At 73.7% G+C, this 16,805-nt stretch carries 15 protein-coding genes and 1 riboswitch; of the genes, 7 read left to right on the top strand and 8 right to left on the bottom strand.

The genetic code is table 11. The features are described 5' to 3' along the window. Nucleotides 1-62: 62 nt before the first annotated feature. From QMC84_RS14305 to QMC84_RS14280, 6 genes are all read right to left on the bottom strand, one after another. Entirely contained in the window at nucleotides 63-1,082 is a 1,020-nt protein-coding gene (locus QMC84_RS14305; protein ID WP_300375647.1) for a LacI family DNA-binding transcriptional regulator, read from the bottom strand. A gap of 446 nt (nucleotides 1,083-1,528) precedes the next feature. After that, nucleotides 1,529-1,807: a MoaD/ThiS family protein gene (locus tag QMC84_RS14300; protein ID WP_300375645.1), complete on the bottom strand. Its 279-nt coding sequence runs from the start codon at nucleotides 1,805-1,807 to the stop codon at nucleotides 1,529-1,531. A gap of 25 nt (nucleotides 1,808-1,832) precedes the next feature. After that, on the bottom strand, nucleotides 1,833-3,116 hold the full coding sequence (gene thrC / locus QMC84_RS14295) for a threonine synthase (RefSeq protein WP_300375643.1): 1,284 nt from the start codon (nucleotides 3,114-3,116) through the stop codon (nucleotides 1,833-1,835). A 9-nt stretch (nucleotides 3,117-3,125) separates the two neighbouring features. Then, nucleotides 3,126-3,274, bottom strand: a riboswitch (SAM riboswitch). A gap of 187 nt (nucleotides 3,275-3,461) precedes the next feature. Further along, entirely contained in the window at nucleotides 3,462-4,307 is an 846-nt protein-coding gene (gene otsB, locus QMC84_RS14290; protein WP_300375641.1) for a trehalose-phosphatase, read from the bottom strand. A gap of 155 nt (nucleotides 4,308-4,462) precedes the next feature. Continuing rightward, nucleotides 4,463-4,963, bottom strand: coding sequence for a LytR C-terminal domain-containing protein (locus tag QMC84_RS14285; RefSeq protein WP_300375639.1), 501 nt, complete (start codon nucleotides 4,961-4,963; stop codon nucleotides 4,463-4,465). A 3-nt stretch (nucleotides 4,964-4,966) separates the two neighbouring features. Then, entirely contained in the window at nucleotides 4,967-5,260 is a 294-nt protein-coding gene (locus QMC84_RS14280) for a DUF3263 domain-containing protein (protein WP_011757418.1), read from the bottom strand. Nucleotides 5,261-5,377: 117 nt separating this feature from the next. Between QMC84_RS14280 and QMC84_RS14275 the strand changes: the two genes are divergently transcribed. The 5 genes from QMC84_RS14275 (at nucleotide 5,378) to QMC84_RS14255 (ending at nucleotide 12,507) form a co-directional block, all read left to right on the top strand. Next, complete coding sequence (locus QMC84_RS14275) at nucleotides 5,378-6,388, top strand: Gfo/Idh/MocA family oxidoreductase (protein ID WP_300375637.1); 1,011 nt, start codon at nucleotides 5,378-5,380, stop codon at nucleotides 6,386-6,388. 301 nt (nucleotides 6,389-6,689) lie between these two features. Then, nucleotides 6,690-8,138, top strand: coding sequence for a trehalose-6-phosphate synthase (locus QMC84_RS14270; RefSeq protein ID WP_300375635.1), 1,449 nt, complete (start codon nucleotides 6,690-6,692; stop codon nucleotides 8,136-8,138). A gap of 86 nt (nucleotides 8,139-8,224) precedes the next feature. Continuing rightward, nucleotides 8,225-9,577 carry an alpha/beta fold hydrolase gene (locus QMC84_RS14265; protein WP_300375633.1) on the top strand — a complete coding sequence of 451 codons (1,353 nt, stop codon included), beginning with the start codon at nucleotides 8,225-8,227 and terminating at the stop codon, nucleotides 9,575-9,577. A 96-nt stretch (nucleotides 9,578-9,673) separates the two neighbouring features. Further along, a complete protein-coding gene (locus QMC84_RS14260; protein WP_300375631.1) occupies nucleotides 9,674-11,005 on the top strand; it encodes an MFS transporter in 1,332 nt (443 codons plus the stop codon). Beyond that, entirely contained in the window at nucleotides 11,002-12,507 is a 1,506-nt protein-coding gene (locus QMC84_RS14255; RefSeq protein ID WP_300375629.1) for an aminotransferase class V-fold PLP-dependent enzyme, read from the top strand. The genes QMC84_RS14260 and QMC84_RS14255 overlap by 4 nt, the downstream gene beginning before the upstream one ends. On the opposite strand, the gene QMC84_RS14250 is transcribed toward QMC84_RS14255, so the two are convergent. Next, the gene (locus QMC84_RS14250; RefSeq protein ID WP_300375627.1) at nucleotides 12,444-13,382 is read right to left on the bottom strand and encodes a carbohydrate kinase family protein; all 939 of its coding nucleotides are present in this window, start codon (nucleotides 13,380-13,382) and stop codon (nucleotides 12,444-12,446) included. The two genes, QMC84_RS14255 and QMC84_RS14250, sit on opposite strands and share 64 nt — an antisense overlap. Then, a complete protein-coding gene (locus QMC84_RS14245; protein WP_300375625.1) occupies nucleotides 13,379-14,041 on the bottom strand; it encodes a TetR/AcrR family transcriptional regulator in 663 nt (220 codons plus the stop codon). Before QMC84_RS14245 ends, QMC84_RS14250 begins: the two co-directional genes overlap by 4 nt. A gap of 67 nt (nucleotides 14,042-14,108) precedes the next feature. Between QMC84_RS14245 and QMC84_RS14240 the strand changes: the two genes are divergently transcribed. Both QMC84_RS14240 and QMC84_RS14235 read left to right on the top strand, forming a co-directional pair. Then, nucleotides 14,109-15,656, top strand: coding sequence for an FAD-dependent oxidoreductase (locus QMC84_RS14240; RefSeq protein ID WP_300375623.1), 1,548 nt, complete (start codon nucleotides 14,109-14,111; stop codon nucleotides 15,654-15,656). Then, nucleotides 15,653-16,696 (top strand): hypothetical protein, encoded by a 1,044-nt coding sequence (locus QMC84_RS14235; RefSeq protein ID WP_300375621.1) that lies wholly within the window; start codon nucleotides 15,653-15,655, stop codon nucleotides 16,694-16,696. The genes QMC84_RS14240 and QMC84_RS14235 overlap by 4 nt, the downstream gene beginning before the upstream one ends. Nucleotides 16,697-16,805: the final 109 nt, after the last annotated feature.

Here is a 16,805-nt window from a genome sequence, read left to right as displayed (position 1 = left end):
AGGAACACTAGGACAAGCCGGGCCCCCGCGTGGGGCGGGTGCAGACCGGCTGCCGAGGAGGGTCAGCTGCTCTGCCGCACCACGAGCCGGGTCGGCAGCATCCGGCCGGGCGGGGTGGGGTCGGAACCGGCCATCGTCTCGAGCAGCAGGGCGACCATCTCGCCGCCCATCGCCCACGGCGACTGGTGCACCGTCGTCAGCGGCGGCACCGTCGACCGGGCGATCGGCGCGTCCTCGAAGCCCACGACCGACACGTCGTCGGGGACCCGGCGGCCGTGCTCGCGCAGCGCCTGAAGTGCGCCGACCGCCATCAGGTCGTTGGCGCAGAAGACCCCGTCCACGGCCGGCTCCCGGTCCAGCAGCGCCCGCATCCCGCGCGCGCCGCTCTCCTGGCTGAAGTCACCGCGCGCCACGAGGCGCTCGTCGATGGGCCGGTCGGCCGCGGTCAGGCCCGCGACGTACCCCTCGAAGCGGGAGCTGCCGGCGACCATGTCCGCCGGCCCGGCGATCGTGGCGATCCGGGTGCGGCCGCGGTCGACCAGGTGGGCGACCGCCAGCCCGGCCCCCTGCACGTTGTCGACGTCGACGAAGCCGGTCTGGACGTCGGGCCGCGGTCGACCGCCGACGACCACCGGCAGCCCGTGGCCGCGGATCCGGTCGGGCAGCGTGTCGTCGCCGTGCAGCGAGAGCAGCAGCACCCCGTCCACGTGCTGCCGGGTGAGGTAGTGCTCGAGGCTGCCGCGGCGGCGGGCGTCCGCCAGGATCAGCACCAGCTGGCGTTCGGCGGTCGCCAGCGCCGCCCCGATGCCGCGCACGATGCCGGCGAAGAACGGCTCGCCGAAGACCCGCTCCTCGGACTCGGCGATGACCAGCGCGACCGCATCCGTGCGGCGCGTGACCAGGGCGCGGGCGGCGGCGTTCGGCACGTAGCCGAGCTCGGCGATCGCGTTCTCGACCGCCTGGCGCGCGCGGTCGGAGACCTTCGCGCCGCCGTTGATCACGCGCGAGGCGGTGCCGCGGCCGACGCCCGCGAGCGCAGCGACCTCCTCCAGGGTGGGACGGGTGCGGGGGCGTCGGGCCATGGCGTCAGTATGACGGCGCGACGGCGCGGCAGAGGGCGGCTGCGCGACCACGCTCACCGGCAGCGCGAACGGCGGGGCGGACGGCAGCGCGGACGGCGGGGCGCGCCGGCAGCGCGGACGGCGGGGCGAACGGCGGGCCCGGGACGTCGAGGTCTCCCGGGCCCGCCGCACGGTGGGGTCGCCTGCCGACCGCCGTCGGCCGCGAGCGCTCCCGTCCGCCCGGGCCGGGCCACAGCCGGTCCACCCCAGACCCGGGACACCAGAATTGGGAGCGTTCCCACGCCTAATGTGGCCCGCCCGGGGCCCGGTGTCAAGCAGTCGACCCGGGTGCGGCGCGCCGACCCGCCCCGCCGCTTGTAACGCGGCGTTACGGGATCTGGTGACCCTGTTGCACGGGGGTGCCCAGATCCTCCGACCCCGCGCTACAAGCGAGGCGGCGCCACGGGTCAGCAGCCGCCGGCGACGGCGGGGATCACCGAGATCTGGGAGCCGTCGGGCGTGGGGGTGGCCAGGTTGTCGAGGAACCGGACGTCGTCGTTGCCGACGTAGACGTTGACGAAGCGGCGCAGCCCGCCGGCCTCGTCGAGGATCCGGGCCTTGATCCCGCTGTACCTGCCGTCGAGGTCGTCGAGGACGTCGGCGAGCGTCGCCCCGGCGGCGCTCACCTCGGACTCGCCGCCCGTGTAGGTGCGCAGGATGGTGGGGATCCGGACGGACACGCTCATGGTCAGCTCCTCGGGGGCAGGGAGATCAGGCCAGGCCGGTGGCGGCGAAGGCGGAGTACGACGGCTCGATGGTCGCAGCCGGCGCGACCGCGCCGGAGACCGCGTCCAGGGTCTTCAGGCCGTGGCCGGTGTTGATCACCACGGTCTCCAGGGAGGTGTCGAGCTGGCCGGTCTCGACGAGCTTCCTCAGCACCGCGACCGTGGTGCCGCCGGCGGTCTCGGTGAAGATTCCCTCGGTGCGCGCCAGCAGCACGATCCCGGCGCGGACCTCGTCGTCGGTGACGTCCTCGACCGCCCCACCGGTCTCGCGGCAGATGTCGAGCACGTAGATCCCGTCGGCGGGGTTGCCGATCGCGAGGCTCTTGGCGATCGTGTCCGGCTTGACCGGCCGGATCGCGTCGACGCCGGCCTTGTAGGCGACCGAGACCGGCGAGCAGCCCTCGGCCTGCGCGCCGTACACGCGGTAGGGCCGGTCCTCGACCAGGCCGAGCGCGATCAGCTCCTGGAACGCCTTGTGCACCTTGGTCAGCTGCGAGCCGCTCGCGACCGGGATCACGATCTGGTCGGGCAGCCGCCAGCCGAGCTGCTCGGCGATCTCGTAGCCCAGGGTCTTGGAGCCCTCGGCGTAGTAGGGCCGGACGTTGACGTTCACGAACGCCCAGCCTTCCTCCTCGCCCGCGATCTCGGAGGCGAGCCGGTTGACGTCGTCGTAGCTGCCGTTGACGGCGACCAGGGAGTCGGTGAAGACCGCGGAGTTGACCTGCTTGGGCTGCTCGAGGTCGCTCGGGATGAACACCACGGTCTTGATGCCGGCCCGGGCGCCCGCGGCGGCGACCGCGTTCGCGAGGTTGCCGGTGCTGGGGCAGGCGAAGACCTTGCTGCCGAACTCGCGTGCCGCGCTCAGCGCGCAGGCGACCACCCGGTCCTTGAAGGAGTTGGTGGGGTTCGTGGAGTCGTCCTTGACCCACAGGTTGTCGATGCCGAGCTCGGCGGCGAGGTTGGTCGCGCGCAGCAGGCGGGTGAAGCCCGGCTCGGTGTTCGGGCTCTGCTCGATGTCGGTGGGGACCGGCAGCAGCGCCTTGTAGCGCCAGATGTTGGGCGGCCCGGCCTCGATCTGCTCACGGGTGACCTGCGGGAAGTCGTAGGCGATCTCCAGCGGGCCGAAGCACTCCGGACACGCATAGTGCGGTCCGAGCTCGACGCGGTGGCCGCACTCGCGACAGGAGAGGGCGGTGGCATTGCCGAACGCGCCCTCGCGCAGGCCCGGGGTGGCCGGGGTGCTGGTCTTCTCGATGACGACGGCGCTCATGAGTCCTCCTTCTCATCTTCCCCGGGCGCGACGGTCGCCCCGGGCGGAATTGGCACCGTTTCCACGAACCGCTTCCTGGCTGGGTGCCGGGCGGCGGAGGATCGTGGCGGTTGCCGGGACTTCACAGGGCCGTATCCCTCAGTCCCTCTGGATGAGCTGGGTGAGACCCTACGCGGGCCGTCTCACGATGTGCACACGTCATCCACATGCTGGACGGGCTGCCCCTCCGTCGAGTGACGCGTACTGGCTGCTTTCAGGTACAGAACCCAGCCAGTTCACGTCACTCGACGGGAGATGAGTCGCCGCAGCCCCGGGTCCCGGCCTCGGCGGGTCCCCCGAAGACGATCAGGCCCGGGCGGCGCGGGCGTCGGCGGTGAGCCGGCGGAGCAGGTCGAGGACGCCGTCCGGGCCGTGCACGACGACGTCGGAGAGCTCGACCAGCGCGCTCTGCTCGTACGACGCCGAGCAGACCAGCAGCGTGGGGAGGCCGTTCTTGGCGAGCGTGCCGACGGCGTCGAAGGCCTCCAGGTCGCCGAGGTCGTCCCCGGCGAAGAGGAACGCGCCGGCGCCGACCTCCTCGACCAGCCGCTCGACCGCCTTGCCCTTGTCCATGCCGGGCGCGCGGACCTCGATGACCTGGCGCCCCGGCTCGAGGACCAGCCCGTGGCGGCCGGCCAGCTCGCGCAGCGGCGGCAGCAGCCGCTCGAACGCGGAGTCGGGATCGGGCAGCCGGCGGGTGTGCACGGCGTACGCGAGGCCCTTCTCCTCGACGTAGGCGTCGGGCACCCCGGCCGTGCGCAGCGTGCGCGGCAGGTCGCGCAGGAACGTGACGAGCCCGGCCGGAGGGCGCGGGGAGACGATCCGGCGCCGGGTGGCGCTCCACCGCTCGTTGCCGTACTGGCCGAAGACGAAGAGGTCCTTGCCGGCCTCGGCGACGGCGTCGCCGACCGCCTCCAGGCCACCTAGGTCGAGGGCCTGGCGGGCGGGCCGGCCGGTGATCACCGCGATCGCGGCGACCTCCGCGGCGAGGTCGACCAGCACCTCGCGCGCCTCGGGGTGGATCCGCGCCCGCTCGGGGTCGTCCACGATCGGCGACAGGGTCCCGTCGAAGTCGAGCCCGACCACGGCGCGGCTCGCGGCGCGCACGAGCGCGGCGTACCTCTGCTCCGCCTCGGGCGAGGTGAACTCCATGCCTCCACCCTGCCATCCCCGGTCGACCGGCTCCGCCGACCCGTCCGGGGCGCTGCGGGACGTCGTACGGACGGTGCTACCGCTGCCACCGTCCGGATGGCGTCCCGATACGGCAGCAGCGCCGGTCACCCGAGGGCCGGGGCGCGGGTCGAGCCTCAGCCCAGCGGGCCGGTGAGGATCAGGGTGAGCCGGTCGAGCCGCATCGGGTCGACGGCGGGGGCGGTACGCCGGATGCCGAGGTCGAGCGCGAGCGTCTTGGCGGCCTGCTTGAGCTTCGGCGGGTAGTAGACGGTCGAGGCGGGGATGGTGCCGTACCAGTTGTCGGAGCCCACGACCTGCCAGCCGATGCCGCTCGCGTGCTCGGCGACCCGGCCGGCGAGCCCGGTGATGCCGGAGTTGTTGTAGACCTCGACGTAGACCTTGCCGCGCTGGACCGTCGGCTTGGGCTTCGGCTCCTTGGTCTCCTTGGTCGGCGCCGGCACGGCCGAGGGCGACGTACTGGGTCCGGCCTCTCGCGCCACCGTGGCGACCTCACGCTCGGCCGGCTCGCCGCCGCGGGTCGCGACGAACGCGATGCCGGCCATCGCCACCGCGATCACGCTCAGCATCACCACCGGCGACGGGGTGACCACGCCGCGTTGGTTGCGGGTGCGCACCGCTCAGACCTCGAAGCCGAGCCGGCGGGCCGAGCGCTGCCGCTGGCGCGCCGAGCGCAGCCGCCGCAGTCGACGGACCAGCAGCGGGTCGGCCTCGAGCGCCTCGGGCCGGTCGATCAGCGCGTTGAGGACCTGGTAGTACCGGGTCGAGGACATGTCGAACTTCTCCCGGACCGCGGTCTCCTTGGCGCCGGCGTACTTCCACCACTGGCGCTCGAAGTCGAGGATCTCCCGGTCGCGGTCGCTGAGGGTCGGCGTGACCTCGGCGGCGCCACCGAAGGCGTTCGCGGCATCCATGAGATCTCCTGGGGACAGTGGGTCCGACTCGTGGGCTCACTCTAGGCGACGAACCACAACGATGTCATTCGACCTGCCGAGAGTCCCGGCGCGAGTCGCCACGGATAGCCTCCGGGCATGGAGACCATCGGCTGGGGCATCCTGGCCACCGGCAAGATCGCCCACACCTTCGCCCGCGACCTGGCCCTGGTGCCGGGCGCCCGGCTGGCCGCCGTCGGGTCCCGGCGGGCCGAGAGCGCCCAGGCGTTCGCGCAGGAGTACGGCGCCGCCGCGGCGCACGGCTCCTACGAGGAGCTGGTGTCGGACCCGGCGGTGGACGTCGTCTACATCGCCACCCCCCACGCCCTCCACCTCGACAACGCGCGGCTGGCCTTCGAGGCCGGCAAGCACGTGCTGTGCGAGAAGCCGCTCACCCTCGACGTCGCCGCCGCCGAGGAGATGGTCCGGCTGGCCCACCGCCACGACCGGTTCCTCATGGAGGCGATGTGGACCGCCTGCCACCCCGTCATCCGGGCGCTGCAAAAGCGGATCCGGTCCGGTGAGTTCGGCACCCCGAGGCACCTGCACGCCGAGCTCGGCTTCCGCGTCGACGCGCCGCCGGAGGGCCGGATGTTCAACCCGGAGCTGGGCGCCTCAGCACTGCTGGACATGGGCATCTACCCGCTGATCGTCGCCCACCTGCTGCTCGGGCCCGCGGAGCGGCTGACCGCCACCGGCGACCTGTCCGAGCGCGGGATCGACCTCGACATCGCGATCACCGGCCGCTACCCGGGCGGCGCGCTCGCGACGATGACCGCGTCGATGACGTCGTACTCCTCCCGCGCCTGCGAGATCGCCACCGACCGCGGCCGGATCCGCTTCGACGACTTCCACCACCCGGACCGGGCGGTGTTCACGCCGTACCGCCCCGGCCGGGGCAGCTGGGCCGTCGAGCCCGGCGAGCCGGTCGTGGTCGACGGCGGCGAGCCGGTGCTCGGCCGGGGCTACGGCAACGAGATCGCCGAGGTCGGCCGCTGCCTGCGCGAGGGACTCCGGGAGAGCCCGCTGGTCCCCCACGAGCAGACCCTCGCGCTGCTGCGGCAGATGGACGACCTGCGGGCCCAGGTGGGGGTCTCGTTCCCGGTCTGACGGCTGCGGGGTCCGGCTGTCAGCAGCCGGCACCGACGCGACGACCTCGTGGCCGGCCTCGACGAGCAGCAGGCTCAGGCCCTCGCGCAGCAGCAGCGACCAGCGCATCGCCGCTGTCGAGCAGCACCCGTCGTACGCCGCGGGGTTGCCGCGGGGTCGCGAGGGGGTACGTCGTGCTCATGGTCAGGTCCGTCATGGGAGAAACGCCAGGAGCCGACGGGCTCGCGCACGACCCTGCCAGCCCGACAGTCGTTGTCGGGCCAGGCCGACAGCGGCGTCGGCCTGTGGAGGCTCAACTAGGGTGAAGGACGTGGCTCCCTCTGGCTCGGCTGACCTGGTCATCGTCGCGAACCGGCTGCCCGTCGACCGGGTGGTGCTCGCCGACGGGACCGCCGAGTGGCGGCGCTCGCCGGGCGGGCTGGTCACGGCGATCGAGCCGGTGATGCGCGCCAACGACGGCAGCTGGATCGGCTGGCCGGGGGGCACCGAGAGCGACCTGGAGCCGTTCGAGGACGAGGGTCTCGACCTGGTCCCGATCACGCTGACCGAGCAGGAGGTCAAGGAGTTCTACGAGGGCTTCGCCAACGGAACCCTGTGGCCGCTCTACCACGACGTCGCCGCGAAGCCGGAGTTCCACCGCGAGTGGTGGGACGCGTACGTGGTGGTGAACCGGCGGTTCGCCGAGCAGGCGGCCCAGGTCGCCTCCGAGGGCGCGACCGTGTGGGTGCACGACTACCAGCTCCAGCTGGTGCCGCAGATGCTGCGCGAGCTGCGACCGGACCTGCGGATCGGGTTCTATCTGCACATCCCGTTCCCTCCCGCCGAGCTGTTCCAGCAGCTCCCCTGGCGGCGCCAGCTGCTCGAGGGGCTGCTCGGCGCCGACCTGGTCGGCTTCCAGCTGCCCGGGGCGGCGCAGAACTTCGTCCGTCTGGTCCGCCAGCGGGTCGGGCACAAGACGCACCGCGACCTGGTCTACCTCCCCGACGGCCGCACCGTGCGGGCGGCGGCGTTCCCGATCTCCATCGACGCCCAGGGCTTCGAGGAGCTGGCCCGCTCCGAGGAGGTCGAGAAGCGGGCCGCCGAGATCCGCGACGCCCTGGGCAACCCGGGCCGCATCTTCCTCGGCGTGGACCGGCTCGACTACACCAAGGGCATCTACGCCCGGATCCGCGCCTACAGCGAGTTGCTCGCCTCGGGCGAGCTCGACGTCGAGGACGTGGTCTTCGTCCAGGTGGCGACGCCTTCGCGCGAGCAGGTCGAGCAGTACCGCATCCTCCGCGACGACATCGACCGTCTGGTGGGCCGGATCAACGGCGACCTGGGGCGGATCGGCCGCCCGGCGATCAGCTACATGCACGCGTCGTACCCGCGCGAGGAGATGGCGGCGCTCTACCGAGCCGCCGACATCATGGTGGTGACGCCGTACCGCGACGGCATGAACCTGGTCGCGAAGGAGTACGTCGCCTGCCGCTTCGACAACGTCGGGGCGCTGGTGCTCTCGGAGTTCGCGGGCGCGGCCGAGGAGCTGCGGCAGGCCTGGCTGGTCAACCCCTACGACATCAACGGGATGAAGTCCGCGCTGCTCGAGGCCTACCGGGCCGACGAGAAGGAGGTCACCCGGCGGATGAAGGCGATGCGCAAGACCGTGAGCCAGAACGACGTCGCCGCGTGGGCCGACAGCTTCCTCGCCGAGCTCACCGCGGTGCGGCCCTCGCACGGCAAGACGGTGCGGCCGGCCCGACGGTCCTGAGCCCGCGCCCGATCCGGTGCGACCGGCTTCCCGGCCTCCCCTGGACCCCGCTCGTGACCTCTTGGCGAGGGAGTAGTTTTCCGGGCATGGACCTCGTGCCGAAGCCCGATCAGGTGGCGTCCGCTGCGGGCAACGTCGCGCACCTGGTGCTGTACGGCGGCCTCGCGGACCTGCGGCCGATGCCACGCACCCTGATCGACGACGGCACGCTGCGCGAGGTCTACCACTACCGACCGATGGCCGGCATCCGCGACCAGGGCGACCCGGTGCTGCTGGTGACGCCGCTGGCCGCCCCCGCGATCTGCTTCGACCTGCGCCGCGGCTGCTCGCTGGTCGAGCACTTCGTGAGCGGCGGGCGCCCGACGTACCTCGTGGAGTACGGCAACGTCTCGTTCCGCGATCGCAACCTCGGCCTGGAGCACTGGGTCGAGGAGGTCGTGCCGGCCGCCGTGCGGGAGGTGTCGGCGCACGCCGGGGGCCGGCCCGTGCACGTGATCGGCTGGAGCCTCGGCGGGATCTTCGCGATGCTCGCGGCCGCCGACTCCCCCGACCTGCCGATCGCCTCGCTGTCGGTGGTCGGCTCACCGGTCGACGTGACGCGGGTGCCGCTGGTCGCGCCGCTGCGCCCGCTGCTCGACCTGACCGGCGGGCACGGTCTGGTCACGCGGGCCTACCGGGCCGCCGGCGGTGCGCCGACGCCGCTGGTGCGGTGGGCGTTCCAGCTCTCGTCGTTCCAGAAGCTGGTCACCAAGCCGCTCGCGATCGCGACCCACCTCGACGACACCGACTTCCTCGCCCAGATCGAGGCGGTGGACCGGTTCACGTCCAAGATGACGGCGTACCCGGGCCGCAGCTTCGGTCAGCTCTACCACCGGTTCGCCAAGGGCAACGCGATGTCGACCGGCACCCTCGAGATCGGCGACCACGAAGTCTCGCTCGCCGCGATCTCGGCTCCGGTCCTGGTGTTCGCCGGCGCGACCGACGGCATCGCCCCGGTCGAGGCGGTGCGCGCGGTGCTGCCGCTGCTGTCGGGGTCGCGCGAGGTCCGCTTCGAGATCGTCCCCGGCGGCCACCTCGGGATGCTGACCGGGCGCGCCGCCCGCGGCAGCACCTGGCAGGTGCTCGACGAGTGGGTCGAGCAGTGGTCGGGCAGCGAGCCGGCCGCACCGGCGAGGAAGACTCCGGCGAGGAGGACTTCCGCCAAGAAGGTGCCGGCCAAGAAGGCTCCGGCCAAGAAGACTGCTGCCCAGAAGACCCCCGCCACCCAGGCCCCGGCGAAGAAGGCCCCGGCGAAGAAGGCCCCGGCCAAGAAGGCCCCGGCCAAGAAGGCCCCGGCCAAGAAGGCTCCGGCGAGGAAGGCCGCTGCGTCCGCGGAGACCATCGGCTCCAACCCGCGCCGCCGCTACCGATCCGGCGACTCGCGGACCCTCTCCCGCTGACCTGTGGGGCAGAGCCTCCACTTGTCGGGCGAAGTTTCCCCCGACAAGAACCGGTTTCCCCGGCCGGCCGGGGAAACCGACCGCTAGCCTCCGGGCATGCCAGCCACCGACACCCTGCCCCGCGGAGTACGGGTCGGGTACGGGTCGGGGAGCGTGGCCACGGGTGCGTTCGGGACGGTGCCGGGGCTGATGCTGCTGCCCTACCTCACCGACAGCCTGGGGATCAGCGCGATCATCGCCGGGTTCATCGTGTTCCTGCCCAAGGCGTGGGACGTGATCCTCAACCCGATCGCCGGACGGATCAGCGACCGCACCGTCGATGCGCGCGGCCCGCGCCGGCCCTGGCTGCTGCGCGCGGGGATCGGCCTGGCGGTCGGGTTCGCGCTGCTGTTCGCCGCCCCGGAGATGGGCCGGGTCGCCGAGGCGGCCTGGGTGCTGGTGCTGTTCCTGGCGTGCGCGACGGCGTACGCGTTCTTCCAGGTGCCGTACGTGGCGATGCCGGCCGAGATGACCGCGTCGTACGACGAGCGCACCCGGATCATGACCTGGCGGGTGGCGATCCTGGCGTTCACGATCCTGCTCGCGGGCGCGAGCGCCCCGGCGATCCGGGACGCGGTCGGCGGCCGGGACGGCTACCGGGTGATGGGCGTCGCGATGGCGCTGATCATCCTGGTCGGCGTCGTCAGCGCGTACGCCGGCACCCGCCGGGCACCGGTGGCGGCACCGCAGCCGGGCGCGGGGAGCCTGCGCGACCAGCTCCGGATCGTGGCGACGGCCCGGGACTTCCGCTGGCTGCTGACCTGCTTCGTCATCCAGGCGCTCGCGACCGGCTGCATGCTCGCCGGCGTGGACTACCTGGCCTCCGACGTGCTCGGCAAGGACGGCGCGGCCACCGTGCTGTTCATCTGCTTCGTCGGACCGGCGCTGCTGCTCACCCCGGTGTGGTCGGCGATCGGCACCCGGATCGGCAAGAAGCGCGGCTACCTCGCCGCATCGGTCTTCCTCGGCGCCGGCGCCCTGCTCACCGTGACGGCCCGCAGCGCGCCGCCGGCGCTCGTCTACCTGGCCGTCGCCCTGGTCGGGGTCGGGTACGCCGGGTGCCAGGTCTTCCCGATGGCGATGCTGCCGGACGCCGCCGCGGTCGACGCGGTGCGGACCGGCTCCAACCGGGTCGGCGTCTACACCGGGGTGTGGACCGCGGGCGAGACCCTCGGCCTCGCGCTCGGCCCGGGCATCTACGCGCTGGTGCTGGCGATCGGCGGCTACCGGTCCTCCACCGACGGCGACGTCGCCCAGCCGGACTCCGCGCTGACCGCGATCGTGCTCGGGTTCTCCGTGCTGCCGGCCGTGCTGACGGCGCTCAGCCTGCTGTGGCTGCGGCGCTACTCGCTGGACGCGGCCCAGGTCGAGGCGGCGGTGGCGGCATGATCGGCGCACCGCACGACGACGCGCTCGCCCGGCTCCGGGCGATGCAGGCCGCCGACCTGCCGGTGCACGGCGGGCGCACCCTGGCCTACGTCTACGACTCGGGCCTGCCCGACATCGACCGGATCGGCCGCGAGGCGGTCGCGGCGTACGCCGGCTCCAACGGCCTGGACCCGACCGCGTTCCCGAGCCTGCTGCAGATGGAGAACGACCTGGTCGGCTTCGCCGCCGACCTGCTCGACGCGCCCGACACCTGCGTCGGCACGGTCACCTCGGGCGGCACCGAGTCGGTGCTGCTCGCCGTGCAGGGCGCGCGCGACAGCCGGCCGGACCTCGCGCGGCCGCGGATGGTGCTGCCCACCACCGCGCACGCGGCGTTCCACAAGGCCGCGCACTACTTCGGCGTCGAGGCCGTGCTGGTCCCGGTCGGACCGGACTTCCGCGCCGACCCGGCCGCGATGGCCGCCGCGATCGACGAGGACCCCGACCGCACGGTGCTCGTGGCGGCGTCGGCGCCGTCGTACGCCCACGGCGTCGTGGACCCGGTCACGCAGGTCGCGGCGGTGGCCGCGGCCCGCGGCATCCGGTGCCACGTGGACGCGTGCATCGGCGGCTGGGTGCTGCCCTACGCGGCCCGTCTGGGCCGGTCGGTGCCGGCGTGGACGTTCGCGGTCGAGGGCGTCACCTCGATCTCGGTGGACCTGCACAAGTACGGCTACGCGCCCAAGGGCACGTCCGTGCTGCTGCACCGCACGGCCGGGCTGCGGCGCCCGCAGTACTTCGCGTCCGCGGCGTGGCCGGGCTACACGATGCTGAACTCCACCCTGCAGTCGACCAAGTCGGGCGGACCCCTGGCCGGGGCCTGGGCGGTCGTGCAGTCGCTGGGTGACACGGGGTACGAGCTCCTCTCCCGAGAGACCTTCGAAGCCGTCGACGCGATCGTCGCAGGGCTCGCCGACATCCCGGCGCTCTCGCTCGCGGCCGCCCCCGACTCGACGCTGGTCGCGATCGCGACCGACGCCGGCTGCGACGCGTTCACGGTCTGCGACGAGATGGCGGCGCGCGGGTGGTACGTCCAGCCGCAGATGTCGTACGCCGGTCAGCCGCCGACCATCCACCTCTCGGTGAGCGCCGCGACCAACGCGCACGTCGACGACTTCCTCACCGCCCTGGCCGACTCGGTGGCGGCCGCGCAGGAGTCCGGGCCGGTGTCGGTGGATCCGGGCATCGCGGAGTTCATCGGCGCCCTCGACCCGGCCACGCTCTCCGACGAGGACTTCGACGGCCTGCTGGCCGCCGCGGGCCTGGTGGGCGGCGACGCCGCCGGGCTCGACCTTCCCGAGCGGATGGCCGAGGTCAACGCGATGCTCGACCTGGCCTCCCCCGCGATGCGCGAGGCGCTGCTGGTGGCATTCCTGGACCGGCTGGCCCGGCCGGTGCGTCAGCGCACTCCCGAGCGGGTGGCGCTCGATGCCGCGAAGGCCACCACGGAGTCCAGCGAGTAGTCGCCGGCGTCGGTGCCGAGGCCCTGGGCGACCTGGGCGGCGGTGGCGCACCCGAGCTCGGCGGCGCCCCGCAGGTCGCGGCCGAGCGAGAGGCCGCGCAGGAAGCCGGCGGAGAACGCGTCGCCGCAGCCGGTGGTGTCGACCACCTCGACGGCGTACGCCGGCACCTCGATCACCTCGTCCGCGGTCACGACCAGCGCGCCGCGGCTGCCCTGGGTCACCGCCACGCACCCGGCGCCCGCGGCGACGAGCGCCCGGGCGCCGTCCGCGAGCGAGGCGGCCCCGGTGAACCCCAGCACCTGCTCGTCGTTGGGGAGCAGGTAGTCGGTGTGCGGCAGCGCGTCGGCCACCCAGGCGAGCAGGTCGGGGTCGCCGGGAGCCAGGAGGTCCAGCGAGGTCGTCGCCCCCAGCGAGCGGGCCTGGGCGAGCAGCCGGCCGGCCGCCTCCCCGCCGAGGAACTCCGGGCCGCCCAGGTGCACGTGGGTGCACCCCTCCAGGGCGCCGAGGTCCAGGTCGTCGAGGGTGAACGCGCCGTTCGCACCGATGCAGTGCCAGGCGGGCCGGTCGCCGTTGGCACGCACCGGCAGCACCGAGGCCGAGGTCTGCTGGTCGGCCCTGCGGACCAGGCCCGTCACGTCGACGCCCTCGCGCTCGAGCAGCGCCAGCAGGGTGCTGCCGAGCGGGTCGGCGCCGACCGCGCCGAAGCTCAGCACCTGCGCGCCGAGCCGGCTGAGCACGACCGCCGTACCGCCCGCGGTGCCCGCGGGGGACGTCCGGATCGTCTCCACCAGCTGGCCGTCGGAGCGCTCGGGGATCGACTCGATGCCGACCACGTGGATGTCGAGGACGTGCACGCCGACGGTGGCGATCCTCATGGGGTCTCCTCGGTGGTTAGGTCGGGCCCGGGGGCGGCGTAGCGCTCGAGGTAGGCGGTGACCATCGCGATGCCCTCCTCGACCAGCTCCTGGTCGCCGTCCAGGGACTCCTCGAACGCGAGCTGGAAGACGCGGTCGCCGACCTCGACGGCCAGGACGGCGGCCGAGCGGGGCAGGTCGTCGCGGGCCAGGCCGGCCTCGATCGCGAAGGCCCGCAGCGTCTCGGCGATCCGGGCGTTGTGCTCGCGGCCGAAGCGGTGCACGGCGAGGTTGGTGCGGCCGCGCAGGTAGATCTCCACGAACGCCGGACGCCGGTGGTAGACGCTCACGAACGCCCGCATCGTGGTCCGCACGAGGACGGCGACCGAGTGCACGTCGACGGCGGCGAGGTCCTCCGCGACCTGCGCGTCCATCTCCGCCATGTCGCGCTGGGCCAGCGCGAGCATGACGTCCTCCTTGTCGGAGAAGTACTGGTAGAGCGAGGCGACCGGCACCCCCGCCGCCACGGCGATGTCACGGGTGGTGAGGGCCTCGACGCCGTGGTCGACGACCAGCCGCGCCGCCGCGTCGAGCAGGTCCTCGACGCGGCGGCGGCTGCGCTCCTGGCGCGGAACCCGTCGCTTCGGGGGGGTGGTCGGGGTCGCAGCCGCGGCAGGCACGGTTGCGAGTGTAGGGTACGAACACGAATCTGACACATGTTCAGGTATGGCCGTCCCAGGAGCCGCCGTGACCCAGCCCCTGCACCCCGCCCCGACTCCCGCCCGGAGCCCCGCGCCGCCGCACCCGGCGCTGTCCCGCCGGCTGCTGCTCGGCGGCGCCGCCGCCAGCGGGCTGGCGCTCGGCACCGGCGCCCTGCACGACGCGGTCGCCGCGGGCTCGCGCCAGGGCTCGCTGCCGAGGCGGGTCGACGCCGTCGTGGTCGGCGGCGGCCTCTCCGGGCTGGTCGCGGCCCGCGACCTGGCCCGCGCCGGGCACGACGTACTGCTCCTCGAGGCGCGCGGCCGGGTCGGCGGCCGGGTGCTCAACCACCACCTCACCGCGCCCGGCAGCCGCGGCGCCACGATCGAGGCCGGCGGCGCGTTCATCGGCCCCACCCAGGGCCACATCGCCCGGCTCGCGCGGGAGCTGAAGGTGCCGACGTTCCTGGAGTACAACGAGGGCAACAGCGTCTACGTGTCCTCGCTGACCGGGCGGCAGGAGTACTCCGGCACCGTCCCGCCGGACCCCACGATCCTCCCCGACGCGGCCGTCCTGCTGACCCGCATCGACAACATGGCCGCCGAGATCGCCGTCGACGCGCCGTGGACCCACCCGCGCGCCGCCGAGTGGGACGCGATGACGCTCGGCGAGTGGATCCGGGCCAACGCGGTCAACGGCGACGGCGTCGAGAACCTCATCGAGTGCTGGACCCAGCCGGGGTTCGGGGCCGACCCCAACGAGCTGTCCCTGCTCTACGTGCTCTGGTACGTCGCCTGCTCGGGCAACGAGCGCAACGTCGGGACGTTCTCGCGCAACTCCGACACCGCGAACGGCGCCCAGGAGCGCCGCTTCGTCGGCGGCTCGCAGCTGATCCCGCTCCGGCTGGCGCGCCGGCTGGGCGACGTCGTGGCGCTGCGAGCGCCGGTGCGCCGCATCGAGCAGCACGACGGTCACGTGCTCGTGCACAGCGCGCGCGGCACCGTCCGGGCCCGCCGGGTCGTCGTGGCGGCGCCGCCGCCGCTGGTGCTCGACATCGACTGGTTCCCGCGCCTCCCCGCGCAGCGACTGCAGCTGCTGCGCCACCTGGACATGGGCCAGCTGATGAAGTGCGACGCGGTCTACCGGACCCCGTTCTGGCGGGCGGCCGGGCTCAACGGCTTCGGCCTCAACGACGCCGGCGCCGCCCGCGCGGTGTTCGACAACTCGCCGGCCGAGGGCGAGCCGGGAGTGCTCCTGGCCTTCGTCGGCGGCTCCACCTGGCGCCAGTACGGCGTGCTCCCGCGGGCCGAGCGGAAGCGGGCGGTGCTGGAGGGGTTCGCGGCGCTGTTCGGCGAGCAGGCGCTGCACCCGATCGAGTACGCCGAGCAGGACTGGACCAAGGAGCGGTGGACCACCGGTGGGCCGGTCGCCAACTACGCGCCCGGCACGATGGTGCAGTTCGGGTCCGCGATCCGGCAGCCGTTCGGCCGCGTGCACTGGGCCGGCACCGAGACCTCGACGTACTGGACCGGCTACATGGACGGCGCGGTGCGGGCCGGCGAGCGGGCGGCGATCGAGGTCGGGGAGCGGCTGTGAGGCGGCTGCTGGCGGTGCTCACGGTCGCCGCGCTCGCGGCCACCGCCTGGGCGCCCGCCCCGGCGCAGGCCCGCGCGTCCACCCGCGAGCCCGGCGACACCCGGGTCCTCTCGTTGGTGCCCGCGCCCGGGTTCCCGGCGTACGTCCACGCCCACACCAACGGCCGGGTCTACGCCGGCAGCTACGTCGACTCGGGCAGCACCGCGCCCTCGCGGGTCTTCGAGTGGGCCGCCGACGGCACCCTGCTGCGGTCGTGGTCGGTGCCGGGCCAGCGCCTCGACGCGGACCACGGGGTCCAGGTCGCCAACCAGACCCGCGACGGCCGGCTGGTGCTGCTGGAGACCTCGACGGCCTCGGTGCTCACCCTCGACGTCCGGACCGGCCGGTTCCGCCGGGTCGTGCGGTTCCCCGACGGCGCGGTGCCGAACTACGCGACGTGGGGTCCCGGCGGCGCCCTGTTCGTCACCGACTACGCCGACGGCGTGATCTGGAAGGTCCCGCACGGCTCGCGGACGCCCCGCCGGTGGTTCACCTCGCCGGCGCTCGACGGCGCGGTCGAGTTCGGGACCGCCGGCATCCGCTACCGGCCGGGTCGCGGCGACCTCCTGATCACCCAGCAGACCGTCAGCGACGGCAGCGACCTGCCCACGAACGGCGCGCTCTACCGGCTGCCGGTCACGGCCTCCGGCCGGCCCGGCACGGTCGAGACGCTCTGGACCTCCCAGCCCGGCGACCTGCCCGACGGGTTCGGCATCGGCCGGTCGGGGCACGTGTACGTCGCCCTCGCGGGCCTGGCGAACCAGCTCGTCGAGCTCACCCCGGCCGGCGAGGAGGTCCGGCGCTTCGGCACCCCGCTCACCGGCGACAACGGCTCGCCGATCCCCTTCGACACCCCGTGCAGCGCGACCTTCCTCGGCCGCAGCGTGCTGGTCGCCAACCAGTCCGCCGTGGCCGCCGACGCCAGCCACCAGGCGATCCTCGACGTCCATGTCGGCGAGCGCGGTCGCCCGCCGTACCTGCCGCGGCGTGCTGGCTTCTGATCCGGGCGCGAGTTTCATCGGCCGGCCGACAGACCTCGTGCCTGGACGATGCACCGTCCAGGGTCGGGTTCCATCGGCCGGCCGATGAACCTGGACGGTGCGGGCCGGG

The organism is Nocardioides sp. (genome assembly GCF_030019515.1).
In the GTDB taxonomy this organism is placed as follows: Bacteria; Actinomycetota; Actinomycetes; order Propionibacteriales; family Nocardioidaceae; genus Nocardioides.
The sequence above is the reverse complement of the archived record's forward strand: the minus strand, read 5'-3'. Positions and strand labels throughout refer to the sequence as shown.